We start from the raw sequence: 17,670 nt of genomic DNA, 5'->3' as shown, positions 1-17,670 counted from the left end.
GGAGCGTCACAAATGCGTACCGGTTACTTCTACTCTCTGATTTTCGCTTTCCTCACCAGCGCCTCGATTGCCGCAATCGCCGCACCTGTCGCGCCTTCCGATTCACCCAAGGCGCCTCTGGTGATGGAAGTGCCAGCGGCCGCCCAGAGTGCCAGGATTGATCTCAACGACGCCGATGCGGTAACGCTGCAGAAAGAGCTCTCAGGCGTGGGTGAAGCCAAGGCGAAGGCGATTGTTGCATATCGCGAAACAAATGGACCCTTTGCCTCGGTGGATGAGCTGCTGGAAGTGAAGGGAATCGGCAAGGCAATCCTGGATCGCAATCGCGAGAAGCTGGAAGTCAACTAAGCTGAAGGTTCAACGCCAAGGGGCCGGTCATTGACCGGCCTTTTTCGTTTTGCAATGCGAACACCTGCGGCAGGCAGGCGAGGTGTTCTCCAGCAGGGTAAAAATTACGACTATCATATTGGCTTGGTATTATGCCTATAATAATTCGCCACCCCTGAGCTGCCCGGCTCGGGGGTTATTTACCCACTCACAAGTGTTTCAGGAGCAAAGTCATGAATTCTGTGCAGTCTCAAGGTACGGCTCTGATCACTGGCGCCTCGTCCGGTATCGGTGCGATTTACGCCGAGCGTCTGGCGGCGCGTGGTTTTGATCTGTTGCTGGTGGCCCGTGACAAGGCCCGTCTGGACAGCGCCGCCAGCCAATTGCGTGACGCTCACGGTGTGCAGGTCGAGGTGTGGAAAGCGGATCTGACCCAAAAGGACGATGTGATCAAACTCGAACATCGCTTGCGCAGCGATTCGAGCATCAGCCTGCTGGTTAACAATGCCGGCGTGGCCGCCGACGGCCCGCTGGCCAATGCCGACATGGATCAACTGGAACGCCTGATCCAGTTGAACATCACCGCCGTCACGCGTCTGGCGTCGGCCGCCGCTGCCAGTTTCGCCAAGGCAGGTCGCGGCACGATCATCAACATCGCCTCGGTCGTGGCGTTGTTCCCCGAGCGCTTCAATGCGACCTACACCGCCAGCAAGGCCTATGTGTTGAGTCTGACCCAATCGTTGAACGCGGAGCTCGAAGGCTCCGGCGTGCAGATCCAGGCCGTGCTGCCGGGCGTGACCCGCACTGAGATCTGGGAGCGCTCGGGGATCGACGCCAGTGGCATTCCGGCGGAAATGGTCATGGACGCCGGGGAGATGGTGGATGCCGCCCTGGCCGGTCTGGATCAGGGCGAACTGGTCACCATTCCATCGCTGCCCGATGCCGGCGAATGGCAGTCGTTTGTGGCGGCGCGCCATGTCATGGCGCCGAACCTTTCGCGCAGCGCTGCAGCCCAGCGCTACAAATCAGGTCATTGAATCGAACAGGGGTAATTACGGTATGAGTCAGCGTCGAGTAGTCGTCACCGGTATGGGCCTGGTGTCTCCGTTGGGCAGTGGTGTCGAAGCGGTCTGGCAACGTTTGTTGGCGGGACGTTCGGGTTTGCGTGCGCTGCCTGACGCGGTGGTCGCCGATTTGCCGGCACGGGTCGGTGGCAGCGTGCCGACACCGGAAGAAGACGCCGAGGCCGGATTCGATCCGGATCGTGCCACACCGCCCAAAGAACAGAAGAAAATGGATCGCTTCATTCTGTTTGCCATGGAGGCAGCACGCCAGGCGCTGGAGCAGGCCGGATGGCACCCTGCCGAAGCCGCCGAGCAGGAGCGTACGGCGACCATCATTGGCTCCGGTGTCGGTGGCTTTGGTGCCATCGCCGACGCGGTGCGCACCACAGACAGTCGAGGGCCTCGGCGTCTGTCCCCATTCACCATTCCATCTTTCCTGGTCAATCTCGCCGCCGGTCATGTGTCGATCCAGCATGGCCTCAAAGGACCATTGGGGGCGCCGGTGACGGCGTGCGCCGCCGGGGTCCAGGCGATTGGGGATGCTGCGCGGCTGATACGTGCCGGTGAAGCGGATATCGCCGTGTGCGGCGGTGCCGAAGCGGCAATCGACCGGGTCAGCCTCGCCGGTTTTGCTGCTGCCCGGGCGCTTTCCAGTGCTTTCAACGATACTCCCGAGCGCGCTTCACGACCGTTCGATCGCGACCGGGACGGTTTCGTCATGGGCGAGGGCGCCGGTCTGCTGGTGATCGAATCACTGGAGCATGCTTTGGCCCGTGGCGCGCAGCCACTGGCCGAGCTGGTCGGTTATGGCACCACTGCCGATGCCTATCACCTGACTGCCGGGCCGGAAGACGGCAGCGGTGCGCGGCGGGCGATGGCACTGGCGCTGGCGCAGGGTGGAATCACGCCGGATCAGGTGCAGCATCTCAATGCGCATGCGACTTCGACCCCGGTGGGCGACCTGGGTGAACTGGCAGCGATCAAAGCGCTGTTCGGCACGCAGAATAAAATTGCCGTGACCTCAACCAAATCAGCCACCGGCCACCTGCTCGGTGCTGCCGGGGGGCTCGAAGCGATCTTCACGTTGTTGGCGATTCGCGATCAGGTGGTGCCGCCGACCCTCAACTTCGATAACCCCGACCCTGCCAGCGAAGGGGTGGACATTGTCCATGGCCAGGCGCGGTCGATGCCGATCGAATACGCATTGTCCAACGGCTTCGGTTTTGGCGGAGTCAATGCCAGCGTGCTGTTCAAGCGCTGGCAGGCTTAATCTTCGGTGTGCTTGAGGTGTTCGCGGGTAACGTCGAGGATGCGTTGCGCAAACCCGGCATCCGCGACACTGCGCGACAGCAGCAACGCGCCGACGAGCGTCGACATGATCACAATGGCGCGGTCGGCGCAGTTGTCTCCCTCAAGGTTGTCCTCGATTTGTTCCAGTCGGGCATTGAGGACCTGATCGCTGGTAGGGCTCGGTTGACCGCGCAGGCCCAGTTCCGAAGAAATGGTCAGCAGCGGGCAACCTTCATCGGGCGATGTCCTGTGCCATTCCGACAAATAGGTATCTATGAACGCCTCGAGGGGGTTGTCTGCGGCAAAGATTTGCGCACAGACCCCGGCGACTTGTTCACCCGCCTCCTGCAAGGCTTTCTCGACCAGTTCGTCCTTGGACTTGAAGTGCGAATAGAAACCGCCGTGGGTCAGCCCCAAGGCTTTCATTAACGGTTGCAGGCCGATCGCGCCTATGCCGTCCTTGCGAAATCGTGCCGAGGCCTCCTTGATAATGCGCTGATGGGTCTGGGCTTTATGGTCTTGCGAGTAACGCATGTGTAGCTCTCCGCAACAATGCCCCATCTTAACCAAGGAAAATTACATGGTGACTGTACTTCAACTTCTAAAAACGGCGCGGATAAGTCCCACGGGTTACTGAAATGAAAACCCCGCCAGTCAGGCGGGGTTCGGGTTCAGCGGTCTTGGGCTTCTTTGGCGTCCGCTTCGGCGTTGCGCTCGGCCACGCGTTTGCGTTCTTCATCGGTCAGTTCGACTTTGTTGGCGGTGTCGCGCAGCATCATCAATCCACCCACGATCGAGCCGATTGCAACGACCAGAATCAACCAGGCATACCAGGGCATAACGGCTCTCCTTAATGGCAGATCGACGGGCGAGAATTTCGCCGTACGAAGCTGCATACCACTTTTGAGCGAAGTGACGTCGCAGTGGTTCCATTCTAGGCCGGTTATGCCGGATGCACCTTAGTTCCTTGCAGGTGCAGCCCGCGCCTGCTTGAGCTTTACAAACCGGTGAGCATTGCGTCGGCCGGTGCGTTGGCGCGCAACTGGCCGGTGAGCAGGAAGTAAGCGAAACCAACGGCCATGAAGCCGAGGAAAATCAGCCCGATCAGCGCGTTGAACCAGGCCATTGCCACCAGGCATACCACCGCCAGTACCAATGCAATCATCGGCACCAGCGGATAGCACGGCGCGCGGAAAGTGCGCTCCAGATTCGGCTCTGATCGACGCAGTTTGAACAGACTGAGCATGCTCATGATGTACATCACGATTGCCCCGAACACCGCCATGGTGATCATCGCGGCAGTGAGCGTCATACCGCCAAGGTTGATCAAGCCGTCGCTATAGATGGCAGCGATGCCAATGATGCCGCCCACGATAATCGCGCGGTGCGGCGTCTGGAAACGCGAGAGTTTTGCCAGCGAGGCCGGCAAGTAACCGGCGCGGGCGAGGGCGAAGAATTGTCGCGAGTAACCGAGGATGATCCCATGGAAGCTCGCCACCAGGCCGAACAGGCCGATCCACACCAGCATGTGCAACCAGCCGGAGTTGTCGCCGACCACGGTTTTCATCGCCTGTGGCAACGGGTCGTTGATGTTGGCCAGTGTGCGCCAGTCACCGACGCCGCCGGCGAAGAACATCACGCCCATGGCCAGCAGCACCAGGGTCAGAATGCCGCTGATATAAGCCTTGGGAATCGTGCGTTTCGGATCCTTGGCTTCTTCGGCGGCCATCGCCGCACCCTCGATGGCCAGGAAAAACCAGATCGCGAATGGAATCGCCGCGAACATTCCGGCAATCGCCGGCGCGCCGAACACGTCCGAACCGGCCCAGCCATTGAGGGCGAAATGGCTGAAGCTGAACGCCGGCGCGACCACCCCCATGAACACCAGCAGTTCGGCGACGGCCAATACGCAGACGATCAGCTCAAAGGTCGCGGCCAGTTTCACGCCGAGAATGTTCAACCCCATAAAGACGATATACGCGCCAACCGCCGCGTGTTTCGGATCCAGCGCAGGGAACTGCACATTCAGATAAGCGCCAATCGCCAGCGCAATCGCCGGTGGCGCGAACACGAATTCAATCAGCGTCGCCAGCCCGGCAACCAATCCGCCTTTTTCACCGAAGGCGCGGCGGCTGTAGGCGAACGGCCCGCCGGCGTGGGGAATGGCGGTGGTCAGTTCGGTGAAGCTGAAGATGAAGCAGGTGTACATGGTCGCGACCATGAATGAGGTCACCAGAAACCCCAGCGTTCCGGCCACGCCCCAGCCGTAACTCCAGCCGAAGTATTCCCCGGAAATCACCAGCCCGACGGCGATGCCCCACAGGTGCAACGTGCCCAGTGTGGGTTTGAGTTGTGTGTTCATGCGCTTGCTCCCTGAACGGTTTGGACAGCTTCGGAGGAGGGCGTGTGCAGTGGGCGTGCCATTGCCGTGAAACAAGTCGTAATGAGTTGAAAGCTGTCGTATCGGGGATGTTCGCGGTGGGATAGCTGCTTTTTGTGCGCCAGTTGAGTGCGATGTTGCTCGTTATGCCGTCTTCGCGAGCAAGCTCGCTCCCACATTTTTGAAATGCGCTCGCCTGAACAACGCCGACACCTGTGGGAGCGAGCCTGCTCGCGAAGAGGCCCGCCCATACGGCGCAAAACCCACCTGTAACGCCGGCATAAACTCACTCTTTACGCTTTCTTTATGCACAGCCAACACCCTCGCTCTCGTTCCTTTACAGCCTCCTTTCCGACAATGCCTCCACACGCGGCAATACGCCGTAACACGGAGATCTTCCATGAGCGTTCTGGACGGGGTGTCACTGCTATTGGCAGTGGGGCTGTTCATTTATCTGTTGGTTGCGCTGTTGCGCGCGGATCGGAACTAGGAGCGGCTATGCACAGTTATGACTATTGGCTGATCCTCGCGTTTTTCGCGGTGGTCTTGCTGCCGGCGCCGTTCCTCGGGCGCTTTTACTACAAAGTGATGGAAGGGCAGCGCACCTGGCTGACGCCGATTCTCGGCCCGGTCGAGCGCGGTTGCTATCGCGTTGCCGGGGTTGATCCGAACGCCGAGCAGAGCTGGCAGAAATACACCCTGGCGCTGCTGGCGTTCAACCTCGCCGGTTTTCTCCTGTTGTTCGCGATCCTGTTGTTTCAGGATCACCTGCCGCTGAACCCGCAAAACCTGCCGGGCCAGGAATGGACCCAGGCGTTCAACACTGCGGTCAGTTTCATGACCAATACCAACTGGCAGTCCTACAGCGGTGAAGCGACCCTCAGCTACCTGAGCCAGATGGTCGGTCTCACCGTGCAGAACTTCGTCAGCGCCGCCACCGGTCTGGCCGTGCTGGTTGCGCTGTGCCGTGGTATCGGCCGCAAGTCGACCAAGACCCTCGGCAACTTCTGGGTCGACATGACCCGCGCCACCCTCTACGGCCTGCTGCCAATGTGCCTGCTGCTGGCGCTGTATCTGGTGTGGCAGGGCGTGCCGCAGACCTTCGCGCAATACGTCAATGCGGTGACCATGCAAGGCGTTGATCAAGTGATCCCGCTCGGCCCGGCGGCCAGCCAGATTGCAATCAAGCAACTGGGCACCAACGGTGGTGGCTTCTTTGGCGTGAACTCGGCGCACCCGTTCGAGAACCCGAGCGCCTGGAGCAACCTGTTCGAGGTGTCTTCGATCATTCTGATCCCGGTGGCACTGGTGTTCACCTTCGGTCACTACGTCAAAGACCTGCGTCAAAGCCGCGCGATCATCGCCTGCATGCTGGCGTTGTTCCTGATCGGTGGCGCGACTTCGCTGTGGGCCGAATATCAGCCTAACCCGGCGCTGAACAACGTCGCCGTCGAGCAGACTGCGCCGCTGGAAGGCAAGGAAGCACGCTTCGGTACCACCGCCACCGTGCTGTGGTCGGTGACCACCACCGCCGCATCGAACGGTTCGGTCAATGGCATGCATGACAGCCTCAACCCGCTCAGCGGCATGGTCGCGCTGGTCAACATGATGGTTGGCGAAGTGATCTTCGGCGGCGTCGGTGCCGGGCTCTACGGCATGTTGCTCAACGTGCTGATCGCGGTGTTCCTCGCCGGTTTGATGATCGGCCGCACCCCGGAATACCTCGGCAAGAAACTCCAGGCGCGGGAAGTGCAACTGCTGGTGGTGACCTTGCTGGTGATGCCGATTGGCGTGCTGGTACTCGGCGCCATCGCGGCGACCCTGCCAGGCCCGGCGGCGACCATCAGCAACCCCGGCCCGCACGGTTTCAGCCAGTTGCTGTACGCCTACACCTCGGCCAGCGCCAACAACGGTTCGGCGTTCGGTGGTCTGAGCGCGAACACACCGTTCCACAACCTGATGCTGGGCTTGGGCATGTTGATCGGTCGCTTCGGCTACATCCTCCCGGTACTGGCCTTGGCCGGTAGCCTGGCGATGAAGAAAACCGCACCGATCGGCCAGAACAGCTTCCCGACCCACGGCCCGTTGTTCGTGACCCTGTTGACCGTGACCATTTTGCTGGTGGGCGGCTTGACCTTCCTGCCAACCCTGGCGCTCGGTCCAATCGCCGAACACCTAAGTATGGGCTTCTAAGGAATCCATCATGAATATGCATGTTCCTGCAAAACCTGCGGTGCCGGCCAAGTCGGCAGAAGCACCGAAAACCGCGATCTCGGCGCTGTGGCGTCCGGCGCTGGTGCAAGCCTTCGTCAAGCTCGACCCGCGCCAGCTGGTGCGTTCGCCCGTGATGCTGGTGGTCGAACTGACGGCGATTTTTACCACCGTGCTGTGCTTCATCCCGGACAACGTCGTGCCGACTTTCGTCGCCGCGCAGATTGCCCTGTGGCTGTGGTTCACCGTGCTGTTCGCCAACTTCGCCGAAGCCTTGGCCGAAGGTCGCGGCAAGGCCCGCGCCGACAGCCTCAAGGCTGGCAGCGAAGGCCTCAGTGCGCGGCGCAAACAGGCCAATGGCAGCTTCCAGGTGGTGCCTGCCGCCAGCCTGCGCAAAGGGGATGTGGTGCGCGTCGAAGCGGGGGAGATGATCCCCGGTGACGGCGAAGTCATCGAAGGCATCGCCGCGGTCAACGAAGCGGCAATCACTGGTGAATCGGCGCCGGTGATTCGCGAGTCCGGCGGCGACCGTTCCGCCGTCACCGGCAACACCCGGCTGGTGTCCGACTGGTTGCTGGTGAAGATCACCGCCAACCCCGGTGAGTCGACCCTCGACCGCATGATCGCGCTGGTCGAAGGCGCCAAGCGCCAGAAAACCCCGAACGAAGTGGCGCTGGACATCCTGCTGATCGGCCTGACCCTGATCTTCCTGTTGGTGGTGGTGACCCTGCAACCGTTCGCCCACTTCGCCAATGGCAGCCTGCCGCTGGTGTTCCTGGTGGCGCTGCTGGTCACGCTGATTCCGACCACCATCGGCGGCCTGCTGTCCGCCATCGGGATTGCCGGGATGGATCGCCTGGTGCGCCTGAACGTGATCGCCAAGTCCGGTCGCGCCGTGGAAGCGGCCGGTGACGTGCACGTGCTGCTCCTGGACAAGACCGGCACCATCACCTTCGGCAACCGTCGTTGCAGCGCGGTGCATGCCGCCCCCGGTGTGAATGGTCGCGAACTGGCTGAAGGTGCGTTGTTCGCCTCGCTGGCGGACGAAACCGCTGAAGGCAAATCCATCGTCGAATACCTGCGCGGTCTGCACCCGCAGTCCGAGCCGGCCCTGGATACCCTGACCGCCGTACCGTTCAGTGCCGAAACCCGTTTGTCCGGTGTCGACTATCAGGGCCGGGTTTATCGCAAAGGTGCGGTGGATTCGCTGCTGAGTTTCATCGGACAAAAACGCGCTGATCTGGCCCCGGCCCTGTCGCGGGAAATCGACAAGATCGCCCAGAGCGGCGGCACCCCGTTGCTGGTCTGCGTCGACGGCAAACTGCTTGGTGTGATCCACCTCAAGGACGTGGTCAAACCAGGCATTCGCGAACGTTTCGCCGAGCTGCGCAAATTGGGAATTCGCACTGTGATGGTCACCGGCGACAACCCGTTGACCGCTGCCGCCATCGCCGCTGAAGCAGGCGTCGATGACGTGCTCGCCGAAGCCACTCCGGAGAAAAAACTGGCGCGCATCCGTCACGAACAGAATGACGGTCGTCTGGTCGCCATGTGCGGCGACGGCGCCAACGACGCCCCGGCGCTGGCCCAGGCTGACGTCGGCATGGCGATGAACGATGGCACCCAGGCGGCGCGCGAAGCGGCGAATATGGTTGACCTCGACAGCGACCCGACCAAGCTGCTGGACGTGGTGCAGATCGGCAAGGAATTGCTGGTGACCCGTGGCGCGCTGACGACCTTTTCCATCGCCAACGACGTAGCCAAGTACTTCGCGATCCTGCCGGCGCTGTTCGCGGCGATCTATCCGCAACTGGGCGTGCTGAACATCATGCACCTGACCAGTCCGCAGAGCGCGATTCTTTCGGCGATCGTGTTCAACGCCTTGATCATTGTCGTACTGATTCCGTTGGCCCTGCGCGGTGTGCGAGTGCAGGCGGCGAGTGCGGCGGCGTTGTTGCGGCGCAATCTGCTGATCTACGGACTGGGCGGGATTCTGGTGCCGTTCGTGGGGATCAAGGCGATCGACATGCTGCTCACGGCGCTGCATCTGGTGTGAGTTTGATATCGCAGCCCCTCACCCTGACCCTCTCCCAAGGGGAGAGGGTCAGGGTGAGGTGATTACGGAAGCTGCATCGACCTGAAATACCGAGCCGAATTCAGGTCTTGAACGATACAGAAATCGGCTCCCTTTCCCCCTCGCCCCCTTGGGGGAGAGGGCTGGGGTGAGGGGGGAAGAAGTCTCCCTGACACTCCACCCAAGTTGCCCAACGAATTCGAGGATTTTGCAATGTCCACAATGATACGTCCGGCCCTGAGCCTGCTGGTGCTGATGACCCTGATCACCGGCGTCGCCTATCCACTGGTGGTCACCGGTGTCGCGCAGGTTGCCTTTCCCGAGCAGGCCAATGGCAGCCTGGTGCATGACGCTGCCGGTAAAGTCCGCGGCTCGTCGCTGATCGCCCAGGATTTCGTCGGTGATGCGTGGTTCCATCCGCGTCCTTCGGCGGGCGCGTTTGCGACCGTTTCCAGCAGTGCCAGCAACCTGGCGCCGAGTAATCCGGCTCTGGCGACACGGGTCATCGACGACGCCAACAAGTTGCAAGTGCCCGGCCAGGGGCCAGTGCCTCTGGCGCTGCTGACCACCTCCGGCAGCGGCCTCGATCCGCACTTGCCACCGGCCGCAATTGCCTATCAACTGGCGCGAGTTGCCGCAGCGCGAAACTTGCCGGTGTCTACCTTGCAGCAACTGCTCGATGCGCATACCGAACAGCCGCTGGTGGGACCGCCAGTGGTGAATGTGCTGGCGCTGAACATGGCACTGGAAAAACTGTAGTTCTGTGATGTTGCCATTCGCGAGCAAGCTCGCTCCCACAGGAGGACGCGTTCCAAATGTGGGAGCGAGCTTGCTCGCGAAGGGGCCATAACGAACACCGAATCAACATCAGCAAGAGAGAACTCCCAGCATGAGCGACTCCGGCCGCGCCGATGCGCTGTTAGCAGACCTGCCCCGCGACGGCCGTGGCCGGCTCAAGGTTTTCCTCGGTGCCGCCCCCGGCGTCGGCAAGACCTACGCCATGCTCCAGGCCGCCCACACCCAACTGCGCCAAGGCGTGAAAGTCATCGCCGGCGTGGTCGAAACCCATGGCCGCGCCGAGACTGAAGCGCTGCTTGGCGGTCTGCCGCAGCAACCGCTGGTGCGCTCGGAATACCGTGGCGTCATGCTTGAAGAAATGGACCTTGACGGTCTGCTCGCGGCGAAGCCGAAACTGGTGCTGGTCGATGAACTGGCCCACAGCAACGCCCCCGGCAGTCGCCACGCCAAGCGCTGGCAGGACATTCAGGAGCTGCTCGCCGCCGGCATCGACGTGTTCACCACCGTCAACGTCCAGCACCTGGAAAGCCTTAATGATCAGGTGCGCGGCATCACCGGTGTGCAGGTACGCGAAACCCTGCCGGACTGGGTGCTGCAGGAAGCCTACGAACTGCTGCTGATCGACCTGCCTCCCCGTGAACTGCTCGAGCGTCTGCGCGAGGGCAAGGTCTACGTGCCGGAACAGGCGCGCGCGGCGATTGATGCGTTTTTCACCCAGACCAACCTCACTGCATTGCGTGAGCTGGCGATGCAAACGGCGGCCGCGCAGGTCGATAACGATCTCGCCCAGGGTTATCGCCAGCTCGGTCAGGCGGCCCCGGCAGTGCGCGGCCGTTTGCTGGTGGGCGTCGATGGCGATGCACAGGCTGAACGTCTGGTGCGTCACGCCAGTCGCGTCGCCCAGCGTCGGCATTTGCCGTGGAGTCTGGTGCATGTCGACAACGGCACGGTGCGCGATGAACAGTCGCGCCTGCGCCTGCAAAGCGCGCAGCAATTGGCCGAGCGTCTGGGCGGTGAAGTGGTGTTGCTGCGTGCCGGTGAAGTGGCGAAGACCCTGATTCAGCATGCCGCCGAACGCCGTGCGAGTCTGGTGTTGGTCGGTCAGTCGCGGCCGAGTCTGCGTCGTCGGCTGTTCGGTGGCGGGCTCGCCGCACGTTTGCTGCGGCAGGCGCATGGCCTGGAAATCAACGTCCTCGATAACGACCGTGAACACCCCCAGCAACGCCTGCAAGTGACGCCGACGCTGGTCTGGTTCGACTATCTGCTGGCATTGGTTGCCACGGTACTGGCCTGTGCGCTGGCGTGGGCGGTATCGAGTATTTTGCCGTTGCCGAACATCTCGCTGGTGTTCCTCGCCGCGGTGTTGCTGGTGGCGGTGCGCAGCAGTCTCGGGCCGGCCCTGGCCTGCGCCGCGCTATCGTTTCTGACCTACGATTTTCTGTTTATCCCGCCGAATTTTTCCTTCGCCATCCAGCGTGAAGAAGACGTCCTGACCTTGCTGTTTTTCCTGCTGATGGCGGCGCTCACCGGCAACCTCGCGGCGCGTCAGCGTCGACAACTGCAGGCGCTGCGTGACACCCAGGAAGAGACCACCGAACTGCTCGACTTGTCGCGCAAACTTACTGCCGCGACGGATCGTCAGGCCGTGGTCAGCGCCGCAGCGCAACACCTCAACGGCTGGAGCGATCTGCAACTGTGCCTGCTCAATCGCGACGGCCAGGGCGGCTGGAAAGTCGAGACCGGCGGGCCGCTGGAGTTCAGCGAAGCCGAACGCGCCGCCGCCGACTGGGCCTGGCAACACGATCAACCCGCCGGCATGGGCACCGGCACGCTGCCGTTCGGACGTTGGTGGTGGTGGCCGTTGTCGGTCGAGGATGGGCCGCTGGCGCTGCTTGGGGTCTGCGCCAAAGAAGGCCAGACCTTGAGCGGTCAGCGTCGTCGCTTGCTCACTGCGTTAAGTCAGCCGCTGGCGCAGGCGCTGGCCCGGGCACAACTGGCGGATGATCTGGAAGCGGCGCGCCTGCATGGCGAAACCGAGCAGTTGCGCAGCGCGTTGCTGGCCTCGGTGTCCCACGATCTGCGCACGCCGCTGACCGCCATGCGCGGCAGCATCGACAGCCTGCTGGCGCTCGGTGAAGCGATCCCGCTGGAGGACCGTCGCGAGTTGCTCGAAGGTACCCGCGATGAGGCCGAGCGCCTCGACCGCTACATTCAGAACCTGCTCGACATGACCCGCCTCGGCCACGGTGCACTGAAACTGGCGCGCGACTGGGTGTCGCCGGCAGACATCGTCGGCAGTTCGCTCAATCGCCTGCGCGCAGTGCTGGCGCCGTTGCAGGTCAGTGCCGATGTGCCCGGCGAGTTGCCGTTGCTGTACGTGCACGCCGCGCTGATCGAACAGGCGCTGGTCAACGTGCTGGAGAACGCAGCACGGTTCTCGCCGCCCCACGGTCGGTTGCAACTCATCGCAGGCGCCAATGACCAAGAGATTTTCTTTTCGGTCAGCGATGAAGGACCGGGGATTCCCGAGGACGAACGGGCGAAGATTTTCGACATGTTCTACACCGCCGCACGCGGTGATCGTGGCGGCCAGGGCACCGGCCTGGGGCTGGCGATCTGTCAGGGCATGGTCGGCGCCCATGGCGGGCGCATCAGCGTCGCCGACGGTATCGACGGCCGCGGCACCTGCATCACCTTGCACCTGCCGTTGCAGACGCAGCCGGGGATGGACGATGAAGCCTGATCGCTACTGCGCTACTCTCTTGCCAATCTTTTGTGTTGATGTGAATTCATGAGCCAGACCGCGACCATTTTGGTGATCGACGACGAACCGCAGATTCGCAAGTTTTTGCGCATCAGCCTCGCGTCACAGGGCTACAAAGTGCTGGAGGCCGGCACGGGCGCCGAGGGCCTGGCGCAGGCGGCGCTGAACAAGCCGGACTTGCTGGTGCTCGACCTCGGTCTGCCGGACATGGACGGCCAGCAAGTGCTGCGCGAATTTCGCGAGTGGGCCACGGCGCCGGTGCTGGTGCTGTCGGTGCGCGCCAGTGAAGGGCAGAAGGTGCAGGCGCTGGATGGCGGCGCCAATGACTACGTGACCAAGCCGTTCGGCATTCAGGAGTTTCTCGCACGAATCCGCGCGCTGTTACGCCAGGCGCCGGCGGGAGAAGCGCAACAGGCGGCGTTGAGTTTCGGCCCGCTGACCGTCGACCTCGCCTATCGCCGGGTGCTGCTCGACGGGGTCGAAGTGGCGCTGACCCGCAAGGAATACGCCGTGCTGGCGCAACTGGCACGGCATCCGGGACGGGTGATCACCCAGCAGCAATTGCTCAAGGACATCTGGGGGCCGACCCATACCGAGGACAGTCATTATTTGCGGATTGTGGTGGGGCATTTGCGCCAGAAACTCGCGGATGATCCGACGCAGCCGCGGTTTATCGTGACGGAGGCGGGGGTTGGGTATCGCTTGTTGAGTGAGAACAGTCTGTAGGTTTTGTGTTGGCTGGTCTGGCCTCTTCGCGGGCAAGCCCGCTCCCACAGGGTTCTCGGGTGTTTCTGAAATGTGTGCTGCACACCGTCCACAGTGGGAGCGGGCTTGCCCGCGAAGAGGCCCGGTCAGGCTGCCGGGATTTCAGCCCTGCTCGCTGTCATAGCGATCCAGCGTATCCCGGGCAATCTCCCGTCCCAGTGCGATCAACTCCGGCGCCTTGTAAAACTCGAAAAACCGGCACACCCGTTTCGGCACGTTGATCAGGATATCCGGCGGATACCCGGCGATCTTGTACTGCGCCAGCGAGGTCTGCATCACCTCGAAACTCTGGTTGATCAGGTCGAGCAACGACGCCGGGCCGACGTTGTCGATGATGAACGAACCGGTCGCCGACTTCGGTGCGCCTTCACGCTCGGGGGCGGCCGCCGGTTGCTGGCTCTCCGGCCCGACACCTTCGAGCCACGGGTTGATGTCTGCCGCCTCGGCGCGCAACGCTTCCTGCTCAAGCATCAGTAATTGCTCGGCCTGTTTGCGGCGGAATGGCATCTTCGAACCCAGTGACGCGATCAGACTGTCAAACCGCGAGCGGAACGCGGCGGGGCGCTGGATCACCGGCAATTGGTAATGGCGCTGGTTGGTCGAGTTGAGATTGACCGCGATGATCAGATCACAATGGCTGGACACTACCGGCACGATCGGCAACGGGTTGAGGATGCCGCCGTCGACCAGCATGCGATTGCCTTGCATCACCGGGGTGAACAGGCTGGGAATCGCCGCCGATGCGCGCATGGCCTGGTGCAGGCAACCTTCCTGAAACCAGATCTCCTGCTGGTTGGTAAGGTCGGCGGCGACAGCGGTGTAGGGGATGCGCAGGTCCTCGATATTGATTTCGCCGACGATCTTGCGGATCTGCCCGAAGACTTTCTCGCCACGAATCGCGCCGAGGCGAAAACTCACGTCCACCAAGCGCAGCACATCGAGGTAATCCAGGCTTTCGATCCAGTTGCGGTACTCGTCGAGTTTGCCGGCGGCGTAAATTCCGCCCACCACGGCGCCCATCGAACAACCGGCAATACAGGCGATGTCGTAACCGCGTCGTTCGATTTCTTCAATGACCCCGATATGGGCATAACCCCGGGCGCCCCCGGAGCCCAGCACCAGCGCGACACGTTTTTTCATCAAGCTTCCTCCCGACAAGGTCCCACAATGCACCCTTCGACAGACGGGCTCAATCGCCGAGGTCGCTCAGTGCGCCGATGGCGTCGTTTTTCACAATGGCGTGATGTTTCAGCGCTATCCTTTTCGCCAGCGCAGATTCGAGTCGGGCAAGGCACTTTTTTGCAGCCCGACCGTCTTACCTGCACGTCTGTTGACCTATCGTTGAGGTGTGAGTGATGAAAGCCTGGATCTGTGTGCCGTTGATGGCTCTGGCATTGGCCGGTTGCGCCGGCAAGACCGCGTACCGTGACACCTGCGGCAGCCAGCTCGATGCGGCGTGGCATGAGCTGGACCTGGCCAAGGCCGAAGGGTTTGCCGGTACGGTCAGTTATTCCAAGGCGCTGTCGTTACTGACGGCGGCGAAAACCCAGCAGCAATTCGAAGGTTTCGAAGGGTGCAGCAACAAAGCCGAGAAGGCGCGCTTCTACATTCGCGAATCCCGCGCCGGACGCTAAGCTGCTGACGTGAAGCAAGGATGCTGAGTTCGCAAAACATCAGACTCGTCCCGCAAGCCATTTGAATCAGGAGCAAGTGATGTCTGTGTTGGTTGACCGGTTGGTAGCTCATGTTCTGAGCCTGGAAGTGCGGTTGCTGGCCTGTCAGGCGCGCCTGACGGCGCGCACCGACCCCGAGGCGTTGCACGACTTGCGCACCACCGTGCGACGCTTGCGCAGCCTGTTGCGGCCGTTGCGCGGCTTGCCCGGCGTCGAGCAACTGGAAAACGCCGCGTCAGCGGTTGGCCAGGTGACGACGCCGTGGCGCGACCGTGAAGTGCTCGCGGCGTATCTGCTGCAACACCATCAGCCTGACGCCGCGCAACGGCGCATGGCGCAAATGGCCGAAGCCTACCCGGCGCTGGCGGCGAGCGCGGAGCTCAATGCGTTGCTGATGATTCTCGACGCGTTCCCGCGCTTCCTGCGGGCGTCCCAGCGGCAAGGATTGCTCAAGGACCTGGATAAACGCATTGAAAAACGTCTCGGCAAGCAATGGGAGAAACTCGACGAGGCACTGCACGATCCGGCCCACGATCGTCATCGCCTGCGCTTGCTGATCAAGCGTGTGCGCTATGGCATCGAAGCCTATCCCGAGCTGGATCGCTTGCCGAAGGCGGCGCTGAAACACTTGAAGGCCACGCAAGGGGCATTGGGTGACTGGCACGATTGCTGGCAATGGCTGGCCAAGGCGCAGCAGGAATCCGATCTGCAACCCTGCGTCGCCACCTGGCAGGCCGGGCTGATCGCGGCCGAACTCAAGGCCGACCGCGTGCTCGAAAAATTCAGCGCGACCTGCTTCAAATCCTGAATTCCCCTCGGATCCCCCCGAGGGAGCGGGCTGGCAAATCGGTGTAAGGCCTTTCTGTCAGCCCATTTGACCGGAATAGACGCTGCGGCGCTCTGCCATGCTGGTTAAGATCGCGGCATTCATTTCTTGATTGCCGAGGTTGTCATGCGCTTTTCCGATCTGCTGGAGGCGGTCCGCCGTCAACCGGAACTGACGATTCCCGCCGAGTGGGGTCAGGGCCGCGCCAGTTTTGGTGGCCTGGTGGCGGCGCTGCAATATGAAGCCATGCGCGCGAAGGTGCCGGCAGATCGCCCGGTGCGGTCGCTGGCGATCACCTTTGTCGGCCCGGTCGAGCCGCAAGTGCCAGTGAGTTTCGAAGTCGATGTGTTGCGCGAAGGCAAAGCGGTCAGCCAGGTGCTGGGGCGGGCCATGCAGAACGGGCAGGTAGTGACGATCGTGCAAGGCAGCTTCGGTGCTTCGCGCCCTTCGGAAGTGGCCGTTGCGGCCTATCCGGCCGTTGACATGAAGCACTGGGAGGAATGTCAGGAATTGCCCTATATCAAGGGCGTGACCCCGGAGTTCATGCGTCATCTGGCGATGCGCTGGAGTGTCGGCGGCATGCCGTTCACTGGCACTCAATCGCGGCAGATGGGCGGCTGGGTGCGGTTGCGTGGGGACGTCAAGGAAGAGCCGGTCAATGAGGCGCATCTGCTGGCGCTGGTGGATGCATGGCCTCCGGCACTGTTGCCTTATCTGAAGAAACCGGCACCGGGCAGCACGTTGACCTGGACCATTGAATTCGTGCAACCGTTACACGATTTAAGCACGCTGGACTGGTGCAAATACCTCGCCGACATTGAGTACGCCGCCGACGGTTACGGCCATGTGGCCGCCAAGCTCTGGAGCGCGCAAGGGCAATTGATTGCCATGAGTCGCCAGACCGTCACGATCTTCGCCTGAATCAATGCCGACGGTGGCGCTCACGCCAGGCGCGCCACCAGCCGCCGCTGAGGAAAAACCGTGGAAAGGTCAGGAATTGTTCGACCAGCAAGCGCGACACGGCATCCTTGCGGTCACTGAACGGCTCGGAGGCTTGCGCCTCCAGGCTGTGGCCGTGGCGCTGCAGACCCAGCGCCGCGATGATGCCGATCACACCGATAGCCACGCTGGCCAGGCTCAGGCTGAACACGCCGGAGACGATCAGCAGAAATGCCACGATGAACAGCGGTACGGCAATCAGGTGCAGCACCAGATTGGTCGGGTGCTGATGATTGTTCGGGTACGCGCGCCATTGCCACGCGGGAAGATTGGGGTGACGTTTGCCCATGTTGACTACTCCTCGATCCATGTTGAACACAAGGTTGAAGAATAGGCCGGGGCGGGTGGGGCGGCGAATCGAGGTTGGCTATGGCGGTGATAGGCACTATGGCTGGATTCGCTGGTGTCTCGGCAGGCGCCAGCGCGGGCAAGCTCGCTCCCACAGTGCTCTTCAGTGAGCAGCCATTTTGTGAGCACCCATGAAACCTGTGGTAACCGG

The 17,670-nt window shown here is 62.0% G+C and carries 17 protein-coding genes; 12 read left to right on the top strand and 5 right to left on the bottom strand.

Annotated elements, in window-relative coordinates; genetic code table 11:
- Positions 1 to 12 precede the first annotated feature (12 nt).
- The 3 genes from ACXX9E_RS25195 (at position 13) to fabF (ending at position 2,661) form a co-directional block, all read left to right on the top strand.
- Complete coding sequence (locus tag ACXX9E_RS25195) at positions 13 to 348, top strand: ComEA family DNA-binding protein (protein ID WP_123466599.1); 336 nt, start codon at positions 13 to 15, stop codon at positions 346 to 348.
- A gap of 212 nt (positions 349 to 560) precedes the next feature.
- Positions 561 to 1,364 carry an SDR family NAD(P)-dependent oxidoreductase gene (locus ACXX9E_RS25190; protein ID WP_322375719.1) on the top strand — a complete coding sequence of 268 codons (804 nt, stop codon included), beginning with the start codon at positions 561 to 563 and terminating at the stop codon, positions 1,362 to 1,364.
- Positions 1,365 to 1,386: 22 nt separating this feature from the next.
- Positions 1,387 to 2,661, top strand: coding sequence for a beta-ketoacyl-ACP synthase II (gene fabF, locus ACXX9E_RS25185; RefSeq protein ID WP_128615967.1), 1,275 nt, complete (start codon positions 1,387 to 1,389; stop codon positions 2,659 to 2,661).
- On the opposite strand, the gene ACXX9E_RS25180 is transcribed toward fabF, so the two are convergent.
- The 3 genes from ACXX9E_RS25180 to eat form a co-directional block, all read right to left on the bottom strand.
- Entirely contained in the window at positions 2,658 to 3,215 is a 558-nt protein-coding gene (locus tag ACXX9E_RS25180; protein ID WP_458556375.1) for a TetR/AcrR family transcriptional regulator, read from the bottom strand. The genes fabF and ACXX9E_RS25180 overlap by 4 nt on opposite strands.
- 137 nt (positions 3,216 to 3,352) lie before the next feature.
- Positions 3,353 to 3,520 carry a DUF2897 family protein gene (locus ACXX9E_RS25175; protein ID WP_064503201.1) on the bottom strand — a complete coding sequence of 56 codons (168 nt, stop codon included), beginning with the start codon at positions 3,518 to 3,520 and terminating at the stop codon, positions 3,353 to 3,355.
- Between the two features lie 158 nt (positions 3,521 to 3,678).
- Positions 3,679 to 5,043, bottom strand: coding sequence for an ethanolamine permease (gene eat, locus ACXX9E_RS25170; protein WP_186744840.1), 1,365 nt, complete (start codon positions 5,041 to 5,043; stop codon positions 3,679 to 3,681).
- A 418-nt stretch (positions 5,044 to 5,461) separates the two neighbouring features.
- Between eat and kdpF the strand changes: the two genes are divergently transcribed.
- The 6 genes from kdpF (at position 5,462) to ACXX9E_RS25140 (ending at position 13,634) form a co-directional block, all read left to right on the top strand.
- Complete coding sequence (kdpF, locus tag ACXX9E_RS25165; RefSeq protein WP_007899818.1) at positions 5,462 to 5,551, top strand: K(+)-transporting ATPase subunit F; 90 nt, start codon at positions 5,462 to 5,464, stop codon at positions 5,549 to 5,551.
- A gap of 8 nt (positions 5,552 to 5,559) precedes the next feature.
- Positions 5,560 to 7,254, top strand: coding sequence for a potassium-transporting ATPase subunit KdpA (gene kdpA, locus ACXX9E_RS25160; RefSeq protein WP_447807196.1), 1,695 nt, complete (start codon positions 5,560 to 5,562; stop codon positions 7,252 to 7,254).
- Positions 7,255 to 7,264: 10 nt separating this feature from the next.
- On the top strand, positions 7,265 to 9,328 hold the full coding sequence (gene kdpB, locus ACXX9E_RS25155) for a potassium-transporting ATPase subunit KdpB (protein WP_186744835.1): 2,064 nt from the start codon (positions 7,265 to 7,267) through the stop codon (positions 9,326 to 9,328).
- Between the two features lie 231 nt (positions 9,329 to 9,559).
- Positions 9,560 to 10,105 (top strand): potassium-transporting ATPase subunit KdpC, encoded by a 546-nt coding sequence (gene kdpC / locus ACXX9E_RS25150; RefSeq protein WP_447807193.1) that lies wholly within the window; start codon positions 9,560 to 9,562, stop codon positions 10,103 to 10,105.
- A 130-nt stretch (positions 10,106 to 10,235) separates the two neighbouring features.
- Positions 10,236 to 12,887, top strand: coding sequence for a DUF4118 domain-containing protein (locus tag ACXX9E_RS25145; protein ID WP_123466583.1), 2,652 nt, complete (start codon positions 10,236 to 10,238; stop codon positions 12,885 to 12,887).
- A 48-nt stretch (positions 12,888 to 12,935) separates the two neighbouring features.
- Entirely contained in the window at positions 12,936 to 13,634 is a 699-nt protein-coding gene (locus ACXX9E_RS25140) for a response regulator (RefSeq protein ID WP_123466581.1), read from the top strand.
- A gap of 141 nt (positions 13,635 to 13,775) precedes the next feature.
- Here the strand turns inward: ACXX9E_RS25140 and ACXX9E_RS25135 are convergent, their stop codons facing one another.
- The gene (locus tag ACXX9E_RS25135) at positions 13,776 to 14,813 is read right to left on the bottom strand and encodes a patatin-like phospholipase family protein (RefSeq protein ID WP_186744831.1); all 1,038 of its coding nucleotides are present in this window, start codon (positions 14,811 to 14,813) and stop codon (positions 13,776 to 13,778) included.
- A 215-nt stretch (positions 14,814 to 15,028) separates the two neighbouring features.
- On the opposite strand from ACXX9E_RS25135, the gene ACXX9E_RS25130 reads away from it, so the two are divergent.
- The 3 genes from ACXX9E_RS25130 to ACXX9E_RS25120 all read left to right on the top strand — a co-directional run bounded on the left by ACXX9E_RS25130 (position 15,029) and on the right by ACXX9E_RS25120 (position 17,093).
- Positions 15,029 to 15,307 carry a hypothetical protein gene (locus ACXX9E_RS25130; RefSeq protein WP_123466578.1) on the top strand — a complete coding sequence of 93 codons (279 nt, stop codon included), beginning with the start codon at positions 15,029 to 15,031 and terminating at the stop codon, positions 15,305 to 15,307.
- A gap of 79 nt (positions 15,308 to 15,386) precedes the next feature.
- Entirely contained in the window at positions 15,387 to 16,154 is a 768-nt protein-coding gene (locus ACXX9E_RS25125) for a CHAD domain-containing protein (protein ID WP_458556374.1), read from the top strand.
- 144 nt (positions 16,155 to 16,298) lie between these two features.
- The gene (locus ACXX9E_RS25120; protein ID WP_123466576.1) at positions 16,299 to 17,093 is read left to right on the top strand and encodes an acyl-CoA thioesterase; all 795 of its coding nucleotides are present in this window, start codon (positions 16,299 to 16,301) and stop codon (positions 17,091 to 17,093) included.
- Between the two features lies 1 nt (position 17,094).
- Here ACXX9E_RS25120 and ACXX9E_RS25115 read toward each other — a convergent pair whose 3' ends face one another.
- Positions 17,095 to 17,460 (bottom strand): Mpo1-like protein, encoded by a 366-nt coding sequence (locus ACXX9E_RS25115; RefSeq protein WP_123466575.1) that lies wholly within the window; start codon positions 17,458 to 17,460, stop codon positions 17,095 to 17,097.
- Between the last annotated feature and the right edge of the window lie 210 nt (positions 17,461 to 17,670).

It is taken from the genome of Pseudomonas sp. GNP014 (assembly GCF_054344005.1).
The sequence above is the reverse complement of the archived record's forward strand: the minus strand, read 5'-3'. Positions and strand labels throughout refer to the sequence as shown.

Bases quoted from the DNA above. Each gene is read 5' to 3' on its own strand.
- ACXX9E_RS25195 (WP_123466599.1), top strand. From the start codon at position 13: ATGCGTACCGGTTACTTCTACTCTCTGATTTTCGCTTTCCTCACCAGC.
- ACXX9E_RS25190 (WP_322375719.1), top strand. From the start codon at position 561: ATGAATTCTGTGCAGTCTCAAGGTACGGCTCTGATCACTGGCGCCTCG.
- fabF (WP_128615967.1), top strand. From the start codon at position 1,387: ATGAGTCAGCGTCGAGTAGTCGTCACCGGTATGGGCCTGGTGTCTCCG.
- ACXX9E_RS25180 (WP_458556375.1), bottom strand. From the start codon at position 3,215: ATGCGTTACTCGCAAGACCATAAAGCCCAGACCCATCAGCGCATTATC.
- ACXX9E_RS25175 (WP_064503201.1), bottom strand. From the start codon at position 3,520: ATGCCCTGGTATGCCTGGTTGATTCTGGTCGTTGCAATCGGCTCGATC.
- eat (WP_186744840.1), bottom strand. From the start codon at position 5,043: ATGAACACACAACTCAAACCCACACTGGGCACGTTGCACCTGTGGGGC.
- kdpF (WP_007899818.1), top strand. From the start codon at position 5,462: ATGAGCGTTCTGGACGGGGTGTCACTGCTATTGGCAGTGGGGCTGTTC.
- kdpA (WP_447807196.1), top strand. From the start codon at position 5,560: ATGCACAGTTATGACTATTGGCTGATCCTCGCGTTTTTCGCGGTGGTC.
- kdpB (WP_186744835.1), top strand. From the start codon at position 7,265: ATGAATATGCATGTTCCTGCAAAACCTGCGGTGCCGGCCAAGTCGGCA.
- kdpC (WP_447807193.1), top strand. From the start codon at position 9,560: ATGTCCACAATGATACGTCCGGCCCTGAGCCTGCTGGTGCTGATGACC.
- ACXX9E_RS25145 (WP_123466583.1), top strand. From the start codon at position 10,236: ATGAGCGACTCCGGCCGCGCCGATGCGCTGTTAGCAGACCTGCCCCGC.
- ACXX9E_RS25140 (WP_123466581.1), top strand. From the start codon at position 12,936: ATGAGCCAGACCGCGACCATTTTGGTGATCGACGACGAACCGCAGATT.
- ACXX9E_RS25135 (WP_186744831.1), bottom strand. From the start codon at position 14,813: ATGAAAAAACGTGTCGCGCTGGTGCTGGGCTCCGGGGGCGCCCGGGGT.
- ACXX9E_RS25130 (WP_123466578.1), top strand. From the start codon at position 15,029: ATGAAAGCCTGGATCTGTGTGCCGTTGATGGCTCTGGCATTGGCCGGT.
- ACXX9E_RS25125 (WP_458556374.1), top strand. From the start codon at position 15,387: ATGTCTGTGTTGGTTGACCGGTTGGTAGCTCATGTTCTGAGCCTGGAA.
- ACXX9E_RS25120 (WP_123466576.1), top strand. From the start codon at position 16,299: ATGCGCTTTTCCGATCTGCTGGAGGCGGTCCGCCGTCAACCGGAACTG.
- ACXX9E_RS25115 (WP_123466575.1), bottom strand. From the start codon at position 17,460: ATGGGCAAACGTCACCCCAATCTTCCCGCGTGGCAATGGCGCGCGTAC.